The organism is Pseudochrobactrum mosebachae (assembly GCF_048914685.1).
Lineage (GTDB): Bacteria > Pseudomonadota > Alphaproteobacteria > Rhizobiales > Rhizobiaceae > Pseudochrobactrum.
The window spans coordinates 745,801-763,078 of record NZ_CP128408.1; the positions used below are offsets into that span (position 1 = coordinate 745,801).

General features: G+C 51.2%; 13 protein-coding genes. 6 read left to right on the forward strand and 7 right to left on the reverse strand.

Annotated features, from left to right (window positions below):
• Window positions 1–65: 65 nt before the first annotated feature.
• Entirely contained in the window at window positions 66–1,346 is a 1,281-nt protein-coding gene (locus MP213Fo_RS03525) for a CynX/NimT family MFS transporter (RefSeq protein ID WP_421090999.1), read from the reverse strand.
• Between the two features lie 260 nt (window positions 1,347–1,606).
• Here MP213Fo_RS03525 and corA point away from each other — a divergent pair, with 260 nt between their 5' ends.
• Window positions 1,607–2,716, forward strand: coding sequence for a magnesium/cobalt transporter CorA (gene corA, locus MP213Fo_RS03530; protein WP_421090296.1), 1,110 nt, complete (start codon window positions 1,607–1,609; stop codon window positions 2,714–2,716).
• 9 nt (window positions 2,717–2,725) lie between these two features.
• Here the strand turns inward: corA and MP213Fo_RS03535 are convergent, their stop codons facing one another.
• Window positions 2,726–3,199 carry a GreA/GreB family elongation factor gene (locus tag MP213Fo_RS03535; protein ID WP_421090297.1) on the reverse strand — a complete coding sequence of 158 codons (474 nt, stop codon included), beginning with the start codon at window positions 3,197–3,199 and terminating at the stop codon, window positions 2,726–2,728.
• Between the two features lie 167 nt (window positions 3,200–3,366).
• Window positions 3,367–4,395 carry an asparaginase gene (locus MP213Fo_RS03540; protein WP_421090298.1) on the reverse strand — a complete coding sequence of 343 codons (1,029 nt, stop codon included), beginning with the start codon at window positions 4,393–4,395 and terminating at the stop codon, window positions 3,367–3,369.
• A 194-nt stretch (window positions 4,396–4,589) separates the two neighbouring features.
• Between MP213Fo_RS03540 and betI the strand changes: the two genes are divergently transcribed.
• Genes betI through betB form a run of 3 tightly spaced genes read left to right on the forward strand, consistent with a single transcriptional unit; the run spans window position 4,590 to window position 8,372 of the window.
• Window positions 4,590–5,210 (forward strand): transcriptional regulator BetI, encoded by a 621-nt coding sequence (betI, locus tag MP213Fo_RS03545; protein WP_421090299.1) that lies wholly within the window; start codon window positions 4,590–4,592, stop codon window positions 5,208–5,210.
• 10 nt (window positions 5,211–5,220) lie between these two features.
• Window positions 5,221–6,870, forward strand: coding sequence for a choline dehydrogenase (gene betA / locus MP213Fo_RS03550; RefSeq protein ID WP_421090300.1), 1,650 nt, complete (start codon window positions 5,221–5,223; stop codon window positions 6,868–6,870).
• A 38-nt stretch (window positions 6,871–6,908) separates the two neighbouring features.
• The gene (gene betB, locus MP213Fo_RS03555) at window positions 6,909–8,372 is read left to right on the forward strand and encodes a betaine-aldehyde dehydrogenase (RefSeq protein ID WP_421090301.1); all 1,464 of its coding nucleotides are present in this window, start codon (window positions 6,909–6,911) and stop codon (window positions 8,370–8,372) included.
• Window positions 8,373–8,451: 79 nt separating this feature from the next.
• On the opposite strand, the gene MP213Fo_RS03560 is transcribed toward betB, so the two are convergent.
• On the reverse strand, window positions 8,452–10,122 hold the full coding sequence (locus tag MP213Fo_RS03560) for an FGGY-family carbohydrate kinase (protein WP_421090302.1): 1,671 nt from the start codon (window positions 10,120–10,122) through the stop codon (window positions 8,452–8,454).
• 350 nt (window positions 10,123–10,472) lie between these two features.
• Between MP213Fo_RS03560 and rpoN the strand changes: the two genes are divergently transcribed.
• Complete coding sequence (gene rpoN / locus MP213Fo_RS03565; RefSeq protein WP_421090303.1) at window positions 10,473–11,825, forward strand: RNA polymerase factor sigma-54; 1,353 nt, start codon at window positions 10,473–10,475, stop codon at window positions 11,823–11,825.
• Window positions 11,826–11,861: 36 nt separating this feature from the next.
• On the opposite strand, the gene MP213Fo_RS03570 is transcribed toward rpoN, so the two are convergent.
• The gene (locus MP213Fo_RS03570) at window positions 11,862–12,881 is read right to left on the reverse strand and encodes an endonuclease/exonuclease/phosphatase family protein (RefSeq protein WP_421090304.1); all 1,020 of its coding nucleotides are present in this window, start codon (window positions 12,879–12,881) and stop codon (window positions 11,862–11,864) included.
• A 180-nt stretch (window positions 12,882–13,061) separates the two neighbouring features.
• On the opposite strand from MP213Fo_RS03570, the gene MP213Fo_RS03575 reads away from it, so the two are divergent.
• Complete coding sequence (locus tag MP213Fo_RS03575; RefSeq protein ID WP_421090305.1) at window positions 13,062–14,249, forward strand: pyridoxal phosphate-dependent aminotransferase; 1,188 nt, start codon at window positions 13,062–13,064, stop codon at window positions 14,247–14,249.
• A 220-nt stretch (window positions 14,250–14,469) separates the two neighbouring features.
• On the opposite strand, the gene MP213Fo_RS03580 is transcribed toward MP213Fo_RS03575, so the two are convergent.
• Window positions 14,470–16,167 carry an ABC transporter permease subunit gene (locus MP213Fo_RS03580; protein ID WP_421090306.1) on the reverse strand — a complete coding sequence of 566 codons (1,698 nt, stop codon included), beginning with the start codon at window positions 16,165–16,167 and terminating at the stop codon, window positions 14,470–14,472.
• Window positions 16,164–17,264 carry an ABC transporter ATP-binding protein gene (locus tag MP213Fo_RS03585; RefSeq protein WP_421090307.1) on the reverse strand — a complete coding sequence of 367 codons (1,101 nt, stop codon included), beginning with the start codon at window positions 17,262–17,264 and terminating at the stop codon, window positions 16,164–16,166. Before MP213Fo_RS03585 ends, MP213Fo_RS03580 begins: the two co-directional genes overlap by 4 nt.
• Window positions 17,265–17,278: the final 14 nt, after the last annotated feature.

Consider the following 17,278-nt stretch of genomic DNA (forward strand, 5'->3'; position numbering starts at 1 on the left):
CGCTGACACACAAAAAACCCCGCCATCAGATTGCGGGGTTTTTTAATGCGCATCAATTGGGATGATTATTCGCTGTCAGCCTGCACATAAACTGCGCGCCCAGCCCCCCAGCCATTCCATGCGGCGGCAAGCCCGATAAACACAAACAGCAATGCGCTGGCGGTATAGGTGCCGGTTAAGTCATGGATAATACCGATCAGCAGCGGCACGATAGAGGCGATCATATAGCCGATAAACTGCACCATTCCGGACAAATGCGAGGCAATACGCGGATTGGGAGAACGCAGTACAATCTGTGTCATAGCCGCAGCGATCAATCCGCCCAGCCCGATTCCCTGCAAAATTGCCCAATACCACACCGACCATAGCGGCATAAACAGCATAGCCAGCATGGCAACGGTAGCACAGGCAATCAGCACCACATTCAAAACACTCTGGCTGCGACAGCGCATGGCAATTGTCGGCACCAGCAAACAGGCAATCAGCTGCGTGCCGATCGACACTGACACCACAGCACCAGCAGTGATACCATCCAGCCCGCGCTCACGTAAAATTGGCGAAAGCCAGCCAAAAACGGTAAAGGCCAATGCTGATTGCAACCCCATGAAAAAGGTAAGCTGCCACGCAACTTTATCGCGCCACAGGCCTGTTACTTTGCCTTTATTAGCAGCGCGCTTATGTTTGAGACGCCATGTCAGCACACCCCATAAAAGCCCGACCACAAGAGCCGGCAGCGCCCACAGCGCCAGCGCCTGCTGCCATGAGTTACCAAGCGCCGTATAGGCGGGCAGAGTTACCGCAGCAGCAATCGCCGCACCGCCGCTGAGTGCCATTGTATAAAAACCAGTCAGCAAAGCGGCTTTGTCCGGAAAATCCCGTTTAACAATTCCGGGCAACAGCACATTACAGGTTGCAATACAGGCGCCGGCCAGCGTGGTACCGGCAAACATCAGCGTAATAGGCCCCACCCCACGCAAAAACAAACCAAGAGCCAGGAGCAAAACTGCCAGCAGCAATGTGCGTTCCATGCCGATACGTTCACCAAGTTTAGGTGCAATCGGTGCAAAAAATCCAAGACAAAAAACCGGCAATGTCGTCAGCAATCCCGCTGTAAAGCTGCTCATACCGGTTGCCGATAATATCTCCGGCAGCAATGCGGAAAAGCTGGAAAACAGAGAGCGCAAATTAAGCGCGATAAAAACCAGACAAATGCCGGCCAGCAACCGGTAAATCGGGCTCATACCATAATCGCGTTGAGATTTGACGACACCAGCAGCAGAATTGGGCTGGGCGCCGGCTTCAGCACTCGCGTTCAAATAACCATCAGCCAGCAATGGCTCACTCATACCAGACATGAAATACTCGTTCCCGCTCTTTACTGAATAACGCATATTCATCACAAGTTATGATTGATATATCAAGCGCATTCAAAAATCTCCATACAGCTCTGATACACGACTTCGTCATAAAGCCGAAATACGGAATGTGTTCTGCGCCATGTAATCCTGGAAACAAAACCAAACGACATGTGTTGTTTACATATATGCGCCTATACTACCGCTCCGTTGTGGAGAGTTTTGAATTTACAGGGATGTGCTGAACAAAAATGCTGACTGTATATTACCGCAAGGGCGATCTCCTGATCCCGACCAATCCTGACCTGACAATAAGCACCAGTATTGCTACCGGCATCAGTGACATCTCTGATACGCCAGAGGCCGCAGATAGAGCGGGCATTACATTACCGGTGACCGCCGACACATTGACATTACCGGTGTCCGCCGACACATTGCCGCAAAACGCCCTGTGGATTGATATGCTCAATCCCACGCCTGAAGAAGAAACGCGCGTTGAAGCATGGGTCAATATTCCGATACCTACGCGGGAGGATATGCGCGAGATTGAGGAATCGAGCCGGTTTTACAGTGAGAACGGTGCGCAATATCTGACAGCACCTTTTCTGCATCTGAGTGACGGTAATCACCGCATTGTCAGCCCTGTTACTTTTATTATGACGGACAAGCTACTCATCAGCGTACGCTATGCCGAGCCAAAACCTTTTGCGATCTATGTGGCGCGCACAGCTAAAAGCGGCAACGGGCTGGTTAACAGCCGCACCAACAGCCTGTGTATTCTGCTGGGGATTATTGAAGCCAATACCAACCGGTTGGCAGACTTCATTGAAGGCGTCAGTGAAAAAATAGATACAGCATCGCATCGTATCTATCGCCGTGAAACCAATATGCGCCCGATGTCGAACCAGAGTTTTCGTGAGATTCTCAATGAAATCGGCTCGCACGGAACTTTTCTATCAAGAATGCGCGAAAGCCTTGCCGGCATCCGGCGTTTGCTGGTTTATATCACGGCCAACAGCTCGGCAAAAACCCAGGCCAAAGATACCCGCTCATGGCTCAAAACGCTTGAGCGTGATACGCAATCCCTTGAAAACTACGTGGATTTTCTCAGCAATAAGATCAATTTCCTGCTTGATACCATTGTCGGGCTGATTTCGGTTGAACAAAATGCGATTATCAAAATCTTTTCAGTGGCAGCAGTTGGCTTTATGCCGCCCACACTGATCGCTTCAATCTATGGTATGAATTTCAGCTTCATGCCGGAATTAACCGAAAAATGGGGTTATCCGCTGGCTTTGGTTGTTATGGTAATTTCAGCTCTGATACCGCTGTATTTTTTCCGCAAAAAAGGCTGGCTCTAAAACAGAGTTTCACACGTTCTCGTCAATGGCTTTGAAGCTGATAATCTCCAGCTCACGGCCATTGATGGTGACCAGATTGCCCTTACCAAACAAACCAACGGCCATAGGCGAAATATGTGAGATTGTGCCCTTGGAAGGCTCGGCCTCATCCTCGCCCACCAGACCCCAGATCTGCTGACGGCCATCTTCATTTTCAACAGTGACGCGCATACCAAAACGCACAACATCGCTGTTGTTGTCAGCAATGCTCAGCTCTGCCGTTTCACGCCGTGATGTCCAGTAGCGTAATTCCCGCGAGACCTGCGCCAGCAAAGATTTATCACCTGCTGCCGTTGTCAGACCAAGCTCGTCCTGCAAACGCGCCAGCTCAGCCTCAATCAGCTTCATGCCATTTGCGGTAACAAGGTTACGATGTGTGCTCACAGGACGCTCGCCCAGATCAACGGGCATATCATCCAGTTCTTTTGTAAACGCTCTGCTCATCACATCAGGCTAGTAACTCTGAATCGGAAAAACAAGTCTGCAAACGACAATTAAAGCTTATCGGAAAAATATTTAAATGTAATAAATCAAAAAAGCTGCCGATCCTTAAAATCGGCAGCTTTTTTATTTATAATTCGACTACAAAGGCACAATTCAGTCTATTATACTTAAGAAACAATAGACTTTAAGCTTTCAACATAATGGGCTGATGGCGCAATATAACCAAAATCAATACCATTCCAGTTACTCATACGGCGCGTGGCTTTTTCCGTTAACGCAGCTGATAATTGCGCATCTTTGGCAAATAATTGTGCCAGCAATTGTGTCACCATAATTTCAGCCGCGCGCGATGTACCATCGTCACATTTCATCGCAAAGCCCAAGCCAAGCTCCGGTACCGCACCACAAAACACACCTTCTGCGCCGGTCTTAACAAAAATCCGCCCCGGCGCCAGCTCCATAAGGCTGGTGCAGGCGCGACGGTTGCCGGCAACATAGAAAGGCGCCGCCATGCAGGCATCCATCAGGCGTTTCGCAGCTTTAGCACGCTCAGGCGCCATACCGGTACCGGTGGCCATGCGGGCGAACCCAAGCGCCATCGCATCAACGCCAATTGCATAAGTCGGGATTGAACAACCATCCGTACCGCAGTCATCAGTACTATGCACAGCGCCGGTAACATCCTGCATGGTTTGGCGCACAATGGTCTGGATTTGCGATCCGGCCTGCACATAGCCTTTGGTCTTAAGGCCCATATGCGCACAAGTGCAGAGAAAACCGGCATGTTTGCCGGAGCAATTATTGTTGAGCGCTGTTGGCTCCTGTCCGCTGCGTGCCAGATCAATCAGAACCTGCTGATCTGATGGCCAATGGGCGCCACATTCCAGATCCTCACAAGACAGACCGGCAGCTGCGAGCATCGTGCTGGCTCGTGCCACATGTTCCGGCTCACCGGCATGCGAGGCGCAAGACATTGCCAGCTCTTCATTACCAAAACCGTAGGCATCGGCAGCGCCGCTTTCAACAAATGGCAACGCCTGAATAGCCTTGATTGCCGAGCGCGGATAGGTACGGCGCGTTACATCGCCAATCGCCAGAACGCTTTTGCCATCACCGTCAAACAGCGCCATAGCACCGCTATGGCGGCTTTCAACTTCACGTCCGCGTATCACTTCAACCAGAACCGGATTGGTCATGTGCTCTCTCCAAAAAACAGTTGCACATGATCTAGCAAAAGGCAGGCTGAGCGTCAAAACCATTGTTTATTATAATTTATAGTTAATTTTATTTTTAATAATATATTGATATTGAACAGAAATAAACTCTTGATTGACTGATCAATCAATAAAAACAATAATGCAGATACCCTCATTATTGTTGCGAGTGACCAATGCCAAAAATCGGAATGGAAGAATTACGCCGTAAAGATCTGATTTGCGCAACGATTCACACAATCGGCCAGCGTGGCTCTCTGGATGTTACAGTTGCGCAGATCGCCCGCAAGGCAGGCGTTTCCGCTGCATTGGCACATCATTATTTCGGCGGCAAAGACCAGCTCCTGCTCGCCACGATGCGCCATCTTCTCAGTGAATTGGGTGCCGATTTGCGCAAGACCTTGCAAGGCCAGCCCAACCAGGAGCCCAGCCCTCGCGAAAGATTATCGCTGATTATCGGTGTCAATTTTTCTGCCACGCAATTTGCCCATGAAACCATTGCCGCATGGCTGACTTTTTATGCCCATGCGCAGCAGTCACAGGAAATGCGCCGGTTATTGCGGATTTATGCCCGCCGGCTGCATTCCAATCTTAGTTTTGCGCTGGCGCAACTCACCAGCAAAGCCAATGCCCGTCATATTGCCGAGGGCACAGGCGCATTGATCGACGGGCTTTATATCCGCCACGCCTTGGGTGCCGATGCGCCCAAAGCCGCTGAGGCTACCGCTCTGGTTGAAGATTACATCAGTGTTCAACTAGCGCATTTACAAACCAAGCCCACCACCAACCGGCATTAAGGAACATAATATGGAAGCAGATTTCGTTATTATAGGCTCCGGCTCTGCCGGCTCTGCCATGGCCTACCGGCTTTCAGAAGACGGCAAATATTCTGTGATTGTCATTGAATATGGCGGCACCGATATCGGCCCGCTGATTCAAATGCCAGCCGCTTTGTCTTTTCCGATGAATATGTCGACCTATGACTGGGGTTTCAGCACGGAGCCGGAGCCACATCTGAACGGCCGCCGTCTGGTGACCCCGCGCGGTAAAGTTATTGGCGGTTCGTCCTCAGTCAACGGCATGGTCTATGTGCGCGGCCACGCCAAAGATTTTGATCATTGGGCTGAAAATGGTGCAGCTGGCTGGTCTTATGCCGATGTGCTGCCCTATTTCAAACGAATGGAAAATTCTGAAGGCGGAGAACAAGGTTGGCGCGGCACAGACGGACCGATGCATATCCAGCGCGGCAAACGCGATAATCCGCTATTTCAGGCCTTTACCGAGGCAGGCAAACAGGCCGGCTTTGAAACCACGCAGGATTATAACGGCTCGAAACAAGAAGGCTTCGGCCCGATGGAGCAAACCATTCATAATGGTCGCAGGTGGTCAACGGCCAATGCCTATTTACGCCCTGCTCTGAAACGCAGCAATGTCACGCTCGTTAATGCATTTGCCCGCAAAGTAGTAATAGAGAACCACCGCGCGACAGGTGTTGAGATTGAAAAATCCGGCAAAATCAGCACGATCAAAGCAAAGCGCGAAGTGATTATTGCCGCCTCCAGCATTAACTCACCAAAACTGCTGATGCTTTCCGGCATCGGCCCTGCGCAGCATCTGCGTGCGCATGGTATTGATGTTGTGGCTGACCGGCCGGGGGTCGGCGCCAATTTGCAAGATCATATGGAAGTCTATGTGCAGCAGGAATGTCTGCAGCCGATCACGCTTTATTCAAAGCTTAATCTGTTTTCCAAAGCAATGATTGGTGCGCAATGGCTGTTTTTCAAATCCGGTCTTGGTGCTACCAACCATTTTGAAGGCGCCGCCTTTGTACGATCCGCTGCCGGTGTGGATTATCCGGATATCCAGTTTCACTTTCTGCCCGTGGCTATTCGCTATGATGGAAAAGCTGCCGCTGAAGGCCATGGTTTTCAGGCGCATGTTGGCCCGATGCGTTCCAAATCGCGCGGTTCGGTTACGCTGCGTTCAGCAGACCCGAAGCAGAAGCCGAAAATCCAGTTTAACTATATGTCGCATCCTGATGACTGGCGCGATTTTCGCCATTGCATCCGGTTAACCCGCGAGATTTTCGGCCAGCAGGCCTTTGATGGCTATCGCGGCCGTGAAATTCAACCCGGTGCCGATGTGGTCAGCGATGAACAGCTGGATAATTTTATTCGCGATCATGCTGAAAGCGCGTTTCATCCCTGCGGAACCTGTAAAATGGGCGCGATCAATGACCCGATGACCGTGGTTGATCCGGAATGCCGCGTGATCGGGGTTGAAGGTTTGCGCGTGGCTGACAGTTCAATCTTTCCGCGTGTGCCTTATGGAAATCTCAATGGCCCTTCAATCATGACCGGTGAAAAAGCTGCCGATCATATTTTAGGAAAAACACCGCTGCCGCGCTCCAATCAGGAGCCATGGATTAATCCGCGCTGGGAAATTTCTGACCGGTGAGCCATAATTCAAATCTAAAAATTTCAAAGGAAGCCTCCATGCGTGCACAACCGCAAGCCTCACATTTTATCAATGGCCGTTTTGTTGAAGATAGCGCTGGCCGCCCTTTCGACGTGACATATCCGGCAACGGGTGAAGTGATTGCCCGTCTGCATGGCGCAACCGAGAGCATTGTTAATCAGGCCGTGGAAGCGGCAGCACTGGCGCAGGCTGAATGGGCAAGGCTCAAACCGGTTGAACGTGGCCGGATTTTGCGCCGCGCCGCTGAACTGATGCGTGAACGCAATCAGGCATTATCCGAACTTGAAACGCTGGATACCGGTAAAGCCATTCAGGAAACATCGGTGGCAGATGCGGCATCCGGTGCTGATGCAATGGAATATTTCGGCAGTGTGATCTCAGGTTTCAATGGCGAGTTTGTCGAGCTTGGCGGGCCTTTTGCCTATACGCGTCGTGAAGCGCTGGGCGTATGCGTTGGCATTGGCGCATGGAATTATCCGATCCAGATTGCCTCGTGGAAATCCGCTCCGGCGCTGGCTATGGGCAATGCTGTTGTTTTCAAACCATCGGAAAACACCCCGCTTTCTGCTTTGGCTCTGGCGCAGCTCTATCAAGATGCCGGCCTGCCGGATGGTCTTTTCAACGTGGTGCAGGGGTTTGGTGATGCCGGTGCGGCTTTGATCAACCATCCAAAGGTCGCCAAAGTCTCTTTAACCGGCTCGGTGCCAACAGGTAAAAAAATTATGGCGCAGGCTGGCGCACAGATGAAACAGGTCACCATGGAGCTTGGCGGAAAATCTCCGCTGATCGTGTTTGACGATGCCGATATTGAAAACGCCATTGGCGGCGCCATGCTCGGTAATTTCTACTCCACCGGTCAGGTCTGCTCCAACGGCACCCGCGTTTTCGTTCATGAAAAAATTGCGGAGCGTTTTATCAGCCGCCTTATTGAGCGCACCCGTACAATCCAGATCGGCGACCCGATGGATCCGGCAACGCAAATGGGGCCGATGGTCAGCCATGTGCAGCGTGATAAGGTGCTGGATTACATCGCCAAAGGTCAGCAGGAAGGTGCAAAGCTTGTGTGTGGCGGTGGCGTGCCTGCCCTGCAAGGGCTGGAACAGGGTGCCTTTATTGAGCCCACGATTTTCATCAATGTCACAGATGGGATGACCATTGCGCGGGAAGAGATTTTTGGCCCTGTGATGAGTGTTCTGACCTTCAGCGATGAAGAAGAGGTGATTGCCCGTGCCAATGATACAGAGTTTGGCCTTGCGGCGGGGGTTTTCACGGCAGACAGCGCCCGTGGCCACCGCGTAATCGCAGCGCTCAAAGCCGGTACATGCTGGATTAATGCCTATAATCTGACACCGGTGGAAGTGCCGTTTGGCGGTTATAAAAACTCCGGTATCGGCCGTGAAAACGGCCTTGCCGCACTCTCGCATTATAGCCAGATCAAAACCGTTTATGTGGAAACCGGCAAAGTCGACAGCCCGTATTAAGCCAGCCACCATTCAGTCATGACCAACCAATGAAAACACCGGCAGAGATGATCTCTGCCGGTGTTTTCATTGTAGCCTGTTATTCTTCTATATCGTCATAAGGCTCATCATCCGGCTCGAGCATAGCCATATCATCCATCAGCTCGGCATAATCAGCATAGTCCATTTGCATACGGCGATAGACCAGATATTTCATATCGTGATAGCCGCTAAGATCACCTTCACGTGGTTCTAATACCGCGGCTTTGCCACTCATAGCCGCCATCGCCTCCGGCAGTGTTGCAAAATCACCGCTGGCTACTGCGCCCAGCATAGCAGAGCCGAGCAGTACAGGCTCCGCTTGTTCCGGAACCAGCACCCGACAACCGGTAATATCGGCATGCTCGCGCAAATAAAGCGGATTGCGTGCCAAACCACCCGAGACCACCAGCGTATCAATCTCAAGACCAGTATGGCGCATTTCTTCGAGAATATGCCGCGTGCCATAGGCAAGTGCCTGAATAGTCGCCAGATAATCAAGCGCCAGATCATCATTATCATGCTCAAGGGTCAGACCGGCAATCGCACCTTTGCGCCAGCTTTCAGCCAACGGCGAGCGATTACCATGAAAATCCGGTTGCACATGACGATGGCGCGTCAAGGTTGCGGTTTCTTCTGCCATATCTGCCAGGTGATCATTCAAAAGATCAGTAATGTGTTTATCGCGATTTTGCGCCGCGAGTTCATGGGATGCGCTATGGCGCGCAATGACTGCATCAATCAACGCTCCGGCAGCAGATTGGCCACCTTCATTGTCCCACAGGTTTGGCAGCAGTGCTGAATAATACGGCCCCCACACACCCGACACAAACATAGGCTCCGTACTGAGCGCAATATGGCAGCTCGATGTACCGGCAATCAATGCCAGCCGCTGTTCTAAAGCGCTGATACCTGCCGTATCCGTGACAGCCAATGTGCCAAGCGCACCGGAGTAAGCATCGATCAGAGCGGTTGATACAGCAATACCAGCAGGAAGCCCCAGCTCTGCAGCTGCTTGCTCAGAAAGTCTTCCAGCAGCTTCACCCGCAGCACCAAAATGATTGCCGATCGCCGCAAAATTATCATCAGCGAGTTCAACAAGGCCGATCTTTTCCAGAAATGCCTTATCCCACCCCTCACCCGCGCGGCCCTTATCGCCCATATAGGTCCATTTACACACCGGAGAACACAGCGAGCGCATATCGGTTGCGGTAGCGCGATGCACCAGCCAGTCCGGCAATTCCCAGAAAGATCCGGCCTGCGCCCAGCTCTGCGGCAACTCCCGCTTGAACCAGCGAATTTTAGGCAATTCCATCTCCGGAGACATCCGCCCGCCAACATGCTCCAGCACCTTACCGCCAAGAGCGGTGATTTCATCGGCATCCGCAACCGCACGGTGATCCATCCACAGGATCACATCCTGATCATCTTCACCATTCGGGCTGACTGTAACCGGATTGCCGTTCTCGTCGGCAACCACAAGAGAACATGTGGCATCAAAACCAAGTCCGGCAATCGTATCTGCGGCAATTGCTGCCTCTGCCACTGCCGCTTTTACCGCAGTGCAAACTGCATCCCAGATCAGGCGGGAGCTTTGCTGCACAAAGCCTTTTTGCGGGCGAAAAGTTTCAAGACCACAAGCAGCAGAGCCCAAAAGCCTGCCCTGACAATCAAACAGCCCTGCTCTCGCGCTGCCGGTTCCGACATCAATTCCGATATAGTGGCGCATCATTCATCCTCAAAAGCAGCACAAGATCACAAGTCATTGAAAGAGTGATTACAGCAGTTTCAGCACCACTGATAGCTCTATCAAGATTGACAAATAAGCTAGAGCGGGTAACGATCAGGTTGGATCGCAGCGCTCGCTCTAGACTTTAGCTTTTTCGCATTGTCATACCTATCAAGTTGATTCAACTTGATAGTGAAATGCTTGAGTGCGGATAACGATCAGGTTGGATCGTAGCGATCGCTCTAGACTTTAGCTTTTTCGCATTATCATACCTGTCAAGTTGATAGTGAAATGCTCTGCTGCCCGCTTTTTATGACAAGAATATATCCGCAAAAACATATACAAACACATTCATGGCTCTTTCATCCAAGCCCGTATTGCGTCAGACGCAATCTCTGACCATGACACCGCAAATGCAGCAATCCCTTAAAGTGCTGCAAATGAGCCGTGCTGAGCTTGAAGATTTTGTGCGGACTGAGCTGGAAGCCAACCCGTTATTGCAGCGCGCATCCGCATCACCATCAACGGGAGTAACATCGGGATCATCCGGCGCTTCAGCCCATGATATTGCACTGGAGCGTTTCGGCACAGTGCAGCACAGCCTGCAAAATCATGTGGCAGAGCAAATCAATCTGAGTTTTCGCAATCCGCAGGATCGCAAAATTGCTGAAGAACTTGCTATAACACTGGATGAGGCCGGTTATTTGCATACTGATCCGGAGCGCCTTGCCAAGCAGCTTAAACTGACAACAGAGCAAGTAACGGATATTTTGCACCAATGTCAGGCATTTGAACCTGCGGGGTTATTTGCGCGCGATCTGGCGGAATGTTTGCGTCTGCAATTGCGAGCCGATGACAAACTCACCACCGCAATGGCACAATTGCTCACACATCTTGATTTGGTGGCCAAGCGCGATTTCACGCAGTTAAAAAAACTATGCCTGGTTGATGATGAAGAGCTTGCCGAGATGCTGTTAGAGCTGCGCGGGTTAAACCCCAAGCCCGGCCTGGCCTTTGACAATGCACCCGTTCTCAGCACCATCCCCGATATTCTGGTCAGCAAAGCCGAAACTGGCCAATGGCATGTAACACTGAATGCGGAGGCGCTGCCGCGTGTGCTGGTGAATGAGGATTACAGCCGCAAATTAAGCCAGACCAGCGCCAGTAAGCAAGAAAAAGACTTTCTGCGTGATTGCCGTCAAAAAGCCGGTTGGCTCACCCGTATTCTCGACCAGCGCGCGCGCACCATCCTCAATGTTGCATCTGAGATTGTGTTACAGCAAAGTGATTTTTTCGACCATGGCGCAGTGGCTCTTAAACCGATGACAATGCAAATGGTGGCTGATGCTATTGAAATGCATGAATCCACCATCAGCCGTGTTGCAGGGCAAAAATACATGCTCACTCCCTCAGGTCTCTATGAGCTGCGTTATTTTTTCAATGCTGCGATAAAAGGCAAAGATAATCACGGTGATTTTGCCTCTGAGGCAGTGCGGGCAAAAATCAAAACGCTGATTGCACAAGAAACGCTGCAAACCGTGCTATCGGATGAGGCACTGGTTCATCGCCTGAGTGCAGATGGCATTGATATTGCCCGCAGAACTGTGGCCAAATATCGCGAGGAGCTGGGCATCCCCTCTTCAGCCAAACGCCGGCGTGAGAAAAGATTACATGCCGGCAAAGCGAGAGCAGATAAACCCGCATAGAGTGTTCATTATGCGGGTTATTACAATGTGGGTTCTTTACACAAATCCATCCACACGGCAGACAATCATATCATGATCCGATAACGGGCGCCCATTATTATCCGTTGAAGGTATGATCCAGCTTTCACCAATCTTGAGACCGCGGGTTAAAAACCAGTCGAGTTTCAAAGGCCGCTGTGGTTGTGGTGAGATCAGGCTGGCGCGCAATGTCATCTGATCCAGTGCCCCGCCATGGCGGGCGAACCCACGCGCTGCAGCGGTTTTGAACAGGCCTTCAGCTTCAAAATCACCATCATCTTGCAGGCCGGTATTGAGATCACCACCGATCAAAACCGGCATATCCCCAAACTCCGCATCCAGTGCATCTAGCAATCCGGCAACCTGCTTTTCGCGATAATTTGCCGAGGCCGAACTTTCCAGATGAACGGATACTGCAACAAACGGCCCGTGCTGCGTTTCAATCACCGCGCCAATGGCATTGCGCTCACCAAGCCTTGGCTGATCGCCGCCATTCATGAACCACAGGCATTCACCATATAAACGCTGCACAAAGACACGCTGCAGCTGCACACCAGCCATCAGCGCATTACCGTGAAAACCTTTGGCATTAAAATCATCTTCACAAAATTGATGCTCAATTTCCGAGCCAAGCCCCAGCTCAATAAACTCCACCCCATAGGCATAGTTCATCGCCATTATAGCGGCGAGTTCAGCTGTCATGTTTTTCTGAGCAGTGCGTGCCATGCCATTATCCATCTCGGTCAAAAGCGCCACAACCGGCTTTTCAGCCAGCATTTTTTGCGCGCTTGCCTCAGGAAACAAACAGCGCTCCAGATTCCACGCGGTAACATTGAACGGAAAAGCAACCGGCTCAGCCACGGGCGCCTTACCACCACTTTCCACTGTGGTCATGCAAGCTATTGAGAGCAATTTGTGATCATGGGCAGCAACTGTTTTTTCAAGCAGCGTGATAGATTGGCGCTCATCAACCGAGGGCACCTCCAGGGTGCCAACAGTGTTACGGATCATGGTTTGTACAGTGCTGATTTCAGCCATTAGAACTCTCAATATTTAAGGTCGGATTTTGTAAATTTGTTTTACATAATCAACATATCAGCTTTACGCGACATATTTTAGAACGGGTTGTTTATTCATACCGAAACAGCACTGGCGCTCCCCTGCCGAGATACGCTACAAAGCGCAAAACATAATTAAAAAAACGGAGGAGCGCTCAACATGCATTACGCACGGATTACCGAGCGGCTGAACAATGAAGGTTCACATAAATGGGCAGTGCATATTCGCGCCCGTGAAATGAAAGCCGCAGGCGAAGATATAATTGAACTGACGATTGGTGAGCCGGATATTCCGACCCCCGCTGATATGATTGATGAGGCAACACGCGCCATGCGCGCAGGCCGCACCCGCTATACCAATGGCCGTGGTGAACCATCAATTCTGGCGGCACTGTCGGACAAATATTCCAAACGCACTGGCCGCACCATTACACAAGAGCAGATATTGTGTTTTCCCGGCACGCAGAGTGCCTTGGCATTGGTGATGCTGGGACTGGCCGAGGAAGGTGATGAAGTTATTACCACCAATCCGTGCTACGCGACCTATGAGGGCGTGATCAGAGCAACCGGCGCAACGCCGGTTTATGTGCCGGTCAATGAGCAAAACGGTTTTCGCTTGCAGGCAGCCGATCTTGAAAAAGCGATTACGCCGCGCTCGCGCGTATTGCTGCTCAACTCCCCGCATAATCCGACCGGCGCTATGCTCAGCAAACAAGATATTGCTGAAATCGGTGAGGTTTGCCGTAAGCATAATCTCTGGATCATTTCAGACGAAGTTTATGAACTGCTGGTCTTTAACGGTGAGTTTGCATCTCCGCTCGATCAGGCAGCGCTGGCGGAGCGTACTGTTGTGGTCGCCTCGATTTCCAAATCCCATTCTGCTCCGGGATTTCGCAGTGGCTGGTGCGTGGGGCCGGAAGAGTTTACTGAGAAATTGCTACCTCTATCGGAATCGCTCTTATTCGGCGTGCAGCCGTTTATTGCCGATATGACAGCCTATGCATTGAACCGTCCTGCGACTGCTGCCAAGCAAATGTGTGATAATTTTTATCGCCGCGCGCAAATGATTGCAGAGCGCCTTGATGGCCATGCCGGTATCTCCTGCAAAATTCCGCAAGCGGGCATGTTTATTCTGGCAGATATTCGCACCACCGGTATGAGCGGAGCAGAGTTTGCCATGCGTCTGCTTGAAGAAGAAAAGATTGCTACAATGCCCGGCGATTCATTTGGCAGTAATCTGACCGGTTTTCTGCGTTTGAGCCTCAGCGTTGCCGATGACAAAATTGATGACGCCTGTGCAGGCATGGTACGGCTGGCGCAGCGCATTACGCTTGAAAAAGCAGCCTGAGATTTAAAGCCTTAACACCAACGCCCGCATCTATTCTAATGCGGGCGTTGGTGTTTTTGCGATGGCTATTTAGAGTTTCGCATTGTCATGCCTATCAAGTTGATTCAACTTGATAGAGAAATGCTCTAGAGCGCTTTTACTTTTCTTTAAAACCGCTCTATCTGTTTGTTTAAACGCAGTTTCGGACGGAAAACCGGCACCCACTTTTCCTGAAACTGCTCTAGCGGATAAGCGTCACATGTTTGGCGCCGCAAGCCCAAAGAATACCCCGCACAATCAGCAATGCTGCAATTACGATCAGCATAATACAGACCGAGAATGCCGCTGCCTGATTGACCGCGCCGCGATCAGACAACTGCAGCACCGAGATGGATGCCACTTGTGTTTTCGGGGTAGTCAAAAAGATCACCGCAGACAAAGACACCATAGTGCGCATGAAAAACAACACACCCACCCCTAGCAAAGTTGGCCAAAGCAGCGGCAAGGTTACCTTGCGCAGGGTTGTCAGCACGCTACCGCCCAGCATTGTCGATGCCTCATCAAACGACCCGCTGATCTGCTTAAGGCTGGTAGATGAAATCAGGAATGCATGGGCATGATTGTAATAAACACTGAGAATAATAATCAGCGTGAAACTGCCATAAAGAAAATGCAGCGGATTTGACGGATTGTTAAAAGCAAGCACATAACCAAGCCCCAGCACCATACCCGGCACTGCAGATGGCAGAATGGCCAGAAATGCCAATGGCCCTGTGAGCGGGTTTCTGAATTTCTGCACCGCAATTGCCGTTAATCCTGCAATCACCACACCGATCACGGCTGTCGCCAGACTGATTTTAACACTGTTCCACAGAGGTGCAGTGCCGTTTTGCACATCAAACTGATAATGCTGCAGGGTGAAGCTCATATTATACGGCCACAGCTTAACGAAGCTTGCCAGCACAACCACCAGAATAACGCTCAAAATCAACGCTGTCACAAAATACGTGTAAAGGCCGAGCCAGAAATCACGCTTTGGCGAGGCGCGCACCACCATTGGCCGCGCCTGTGATGTCAGCAATGCCTGCTGCTGGCGGGTCAGACGTTTCTCAACGATCTTGGCGAAAATGGCAGGCATCAGCAACACAATACCAATCACCGCGCCAAGGCCGAACTGTGCCTGACCGATCACCTGATTATAGACCTCTGTTGCCAGCACGTTGAAATCGCCGCCGATCACCATCGGATTACCGAAATCGGTTAAAACCAGATTGAACACCACGAAACACGAGGCCGCCAGACCGTAGCGTGTGGCAGGCAAAGTCTGGGTGCGGAAAATACGCCAAGGCCCTGCACCCAGCACTTCTGCACTTTCATGCAAGCGGGCATCACTCACGGCAAGAGCTGCTGACAGGATTAGAAAAGCGTAAGGAAACGCATAGAGCGCATTGGCAATAACCACGCCCCAAAAACCGTAAATATCAATATCCATACCCATCCAGCGATTGAGAATGCCATTTCTTCCCAACAGCAGAACCAACCCCTGCGCCTGCACCAGTGAAGGTGCGAAAAGCGGTGTAAGTGCAGCCATACGCAACATAGATTTAAACGGAACATTGGCGCGCTGCAAAGCATAGGCATAAGCATAGGTCATGCTGACAACAATGAGAGTACAGGTCAGCGCCATACCCAGACTGTTGAGTACCAGTGTCCAGAACCGTGCCGTGGTAAAGGTGCGGATAAAGTTACCCAGCCCGAAGCCTTCCGGCGTGCTGAAACCCAACACCAGAATAGCCCAGAGCGGCATAATCAGAAAAATCAGGATCAGTGCGGTAATACCGATAGTAACCGCCCAGGAAATCATATTATCGCTGAACAGGCCGCGTTTAAGTTCGGGCTTCAGATCAGCTGCGGTAACCGTGCTCTGTGCGCTGCTCATGACAGCACCCGCAGCGCTTCGGCAGGCATGTGCAAGGTCACGCGGTCACCGGCTTGCGGTAAAGCTCCATTGCCCGCAACAGCCGCATCTGAAATTGCGTGACCATTATAAGCACCATGCATTTCAATGCTGATTTTAACATCGGGGCGGCTTTCAGGCTCGGCTTCAATCCGTGATATATGCCCGAGATAGGTCATGCTGCGGATGACTGCCGGAAAATGATTGTCGCTCGCAAGATTAGTCTCGGCAGGCAATAATTCGATCGCTTCAGGCCGGATGCCAACCTTGCTAATCGCGCCGGTTACGGCCGTATTGGCAACACCGACCTGTAAGGCCTTATCAGCAAAGCGCAAATTTTTACCTGCATGTTTATCCAGCGGGAGAATATTCATACGCCCAATAAAATCAGCCACAAAACTGGTTACCGGCTGTTGATACAGCGTTTGCGGCGTACCCGTCTGCTCAATATGACCATCTTTCATCACCACGATCACATCGGCCATTGCCAATGCTTCTTCCTGATCATGTGTAACCATGATTGTGGTAATGCCAACGCGCTTTTGCAGTGAGCGGATTTCATTGCGCAACTCTTCACGCACTTTCGCATCCAGCGCTGAAAGTGGCTCATCAAGCAGCAATAATGATGGATTGGGTGCAAGTGCGCGCGCAATGGCAATGCGCTGCTGCTGACCACCGGACATTTGTGCCGGTAATTTATCGGCCTGATCAGAAAGATGCACCAGATCCAGCATTTCGCGGACACGGGTGGCGATCTGCGCTTTTGACCAGCGTCGGCATTCCAGCCCGTAAGCAATATTGCGCGCAGCCGTCATATGCGGAAACAGCGAATAAGATTGAAATACCACGCCAAAATTGCGCGAGCGCGCAGGCGTATGTGAAAGATCTGCTTCCCCCAGCATGATCTGCCCTGAATCAATATCTTCAAGCCCTGCAACCGAGCGCAGCAAAGTTGTTTTACCGCAACCGGAGGGGCCTAGAAAACAGACCAGAGAGCCGTGAGGAATATTCAGAGACACATTGTCGAGGGCTTTCACAGCACCGTAATTTTTGATGACATTCTGAATATTCAAATCCATAAGTTTCGGTTCCT

What these genes read in the sequence shown, in the direction of transcription:
- MP213Fo_RS03535 (WP_421090297.1), bottom strand. Translation starts at nt 3,199, where the DNA reads ATGAGCAGAGCGTTTACAAAAGAACTGGATGATATGCCCGTTGATCTG.
- MP213Fo_RS03585 (WP_421090307.1), bottom strand. Translation starts at nt 17,264, where the DNA reads ATGGATTTGAATATTCAGAATGTCATCAAAAATTACGGTGCTGTGAAA.
- MP213Fo_RS03560 (WP_421090302.1), bottom strand. Translation starts at nt 10,122, where the DNA reads ATGATGCGCCACTATATCGGAATTGATGTCGGAACCGGCAGCGCGAGA.
- betB (WP_421090301.1), top strand. Translation starts at nt 6,909, where the DNA reads ATGCGTGCACAACCGCAAGCCTCACATTTTATCAATGGCCGTTTTGTT.
- MP213Fo_RS03580 (WP_421090306.1), bottom strand. Translation starts at nt 16,167, where the DNA reads ATGAGCAGCGCACAGAGCACGGTTACCGCAGCTGATCTGAAGCCCGAA.
- MP213Fo_RS03540 (WP_421090298.1), bottom strand. Translation starts at nt 4,395, where the DNA reads ATGACCAATCCGGTTCTGGTTGAAGTGATACGCGGACGTGAAGTTGAA.
- betA (WP_421090300.1), top strand. Translation starts at nt 5,221, where the DNA reads ATGGAAGCAGATTTCGTTATTATAGGCTCCGGCTCTGCCGGCTCTGCC.
- MP213Fo_RS03570 (WP_421090304.1), bottom strand. Translation starts at nt 12,881, where the DNA reads ATGGCTGAAATCAGCACTGTACAAACCATGATCCGTAACACTGTTGGC.
- rpoN (WP_421090303.1), top strand. Translation starts at nt 10,473, where the DNA reads ATGGCTCTTTCATCCAAGCCCGTATTGCGTCAGACGCAATCTCTGACC.
- MP213Fo_RS03525 (WP_421090999.1), bottom strand. Translation starts at nt 1,346, where the DNA reads ATGAGTGAGCCATTGCTGGCTGATGGTTATTTGAACGCGAGTGCTGAA.
- MP213Fo_RS03575 (WP_421090305.1), top strand. Translation starts at nt 13,062, where the DNA reads ATGCATTACGCACGGATTACCGAGCGGCTGAACAATGAAGGTTCACAT.
- corA (WP_421090296.1), top strand. Translation starts at nt 1,607, where the DNA reads ATGCTGACTGTATATTACCGCAAGGGCGATCTCCTGATCCCGACCAAT.
- betI (WP_421090299.1), top strand. Translation starts at nt 4,590, where the DNA reads ATGCCAAAAATCGGAATGGAAGAATTACGCCGTAAAGATCTGATTTGC.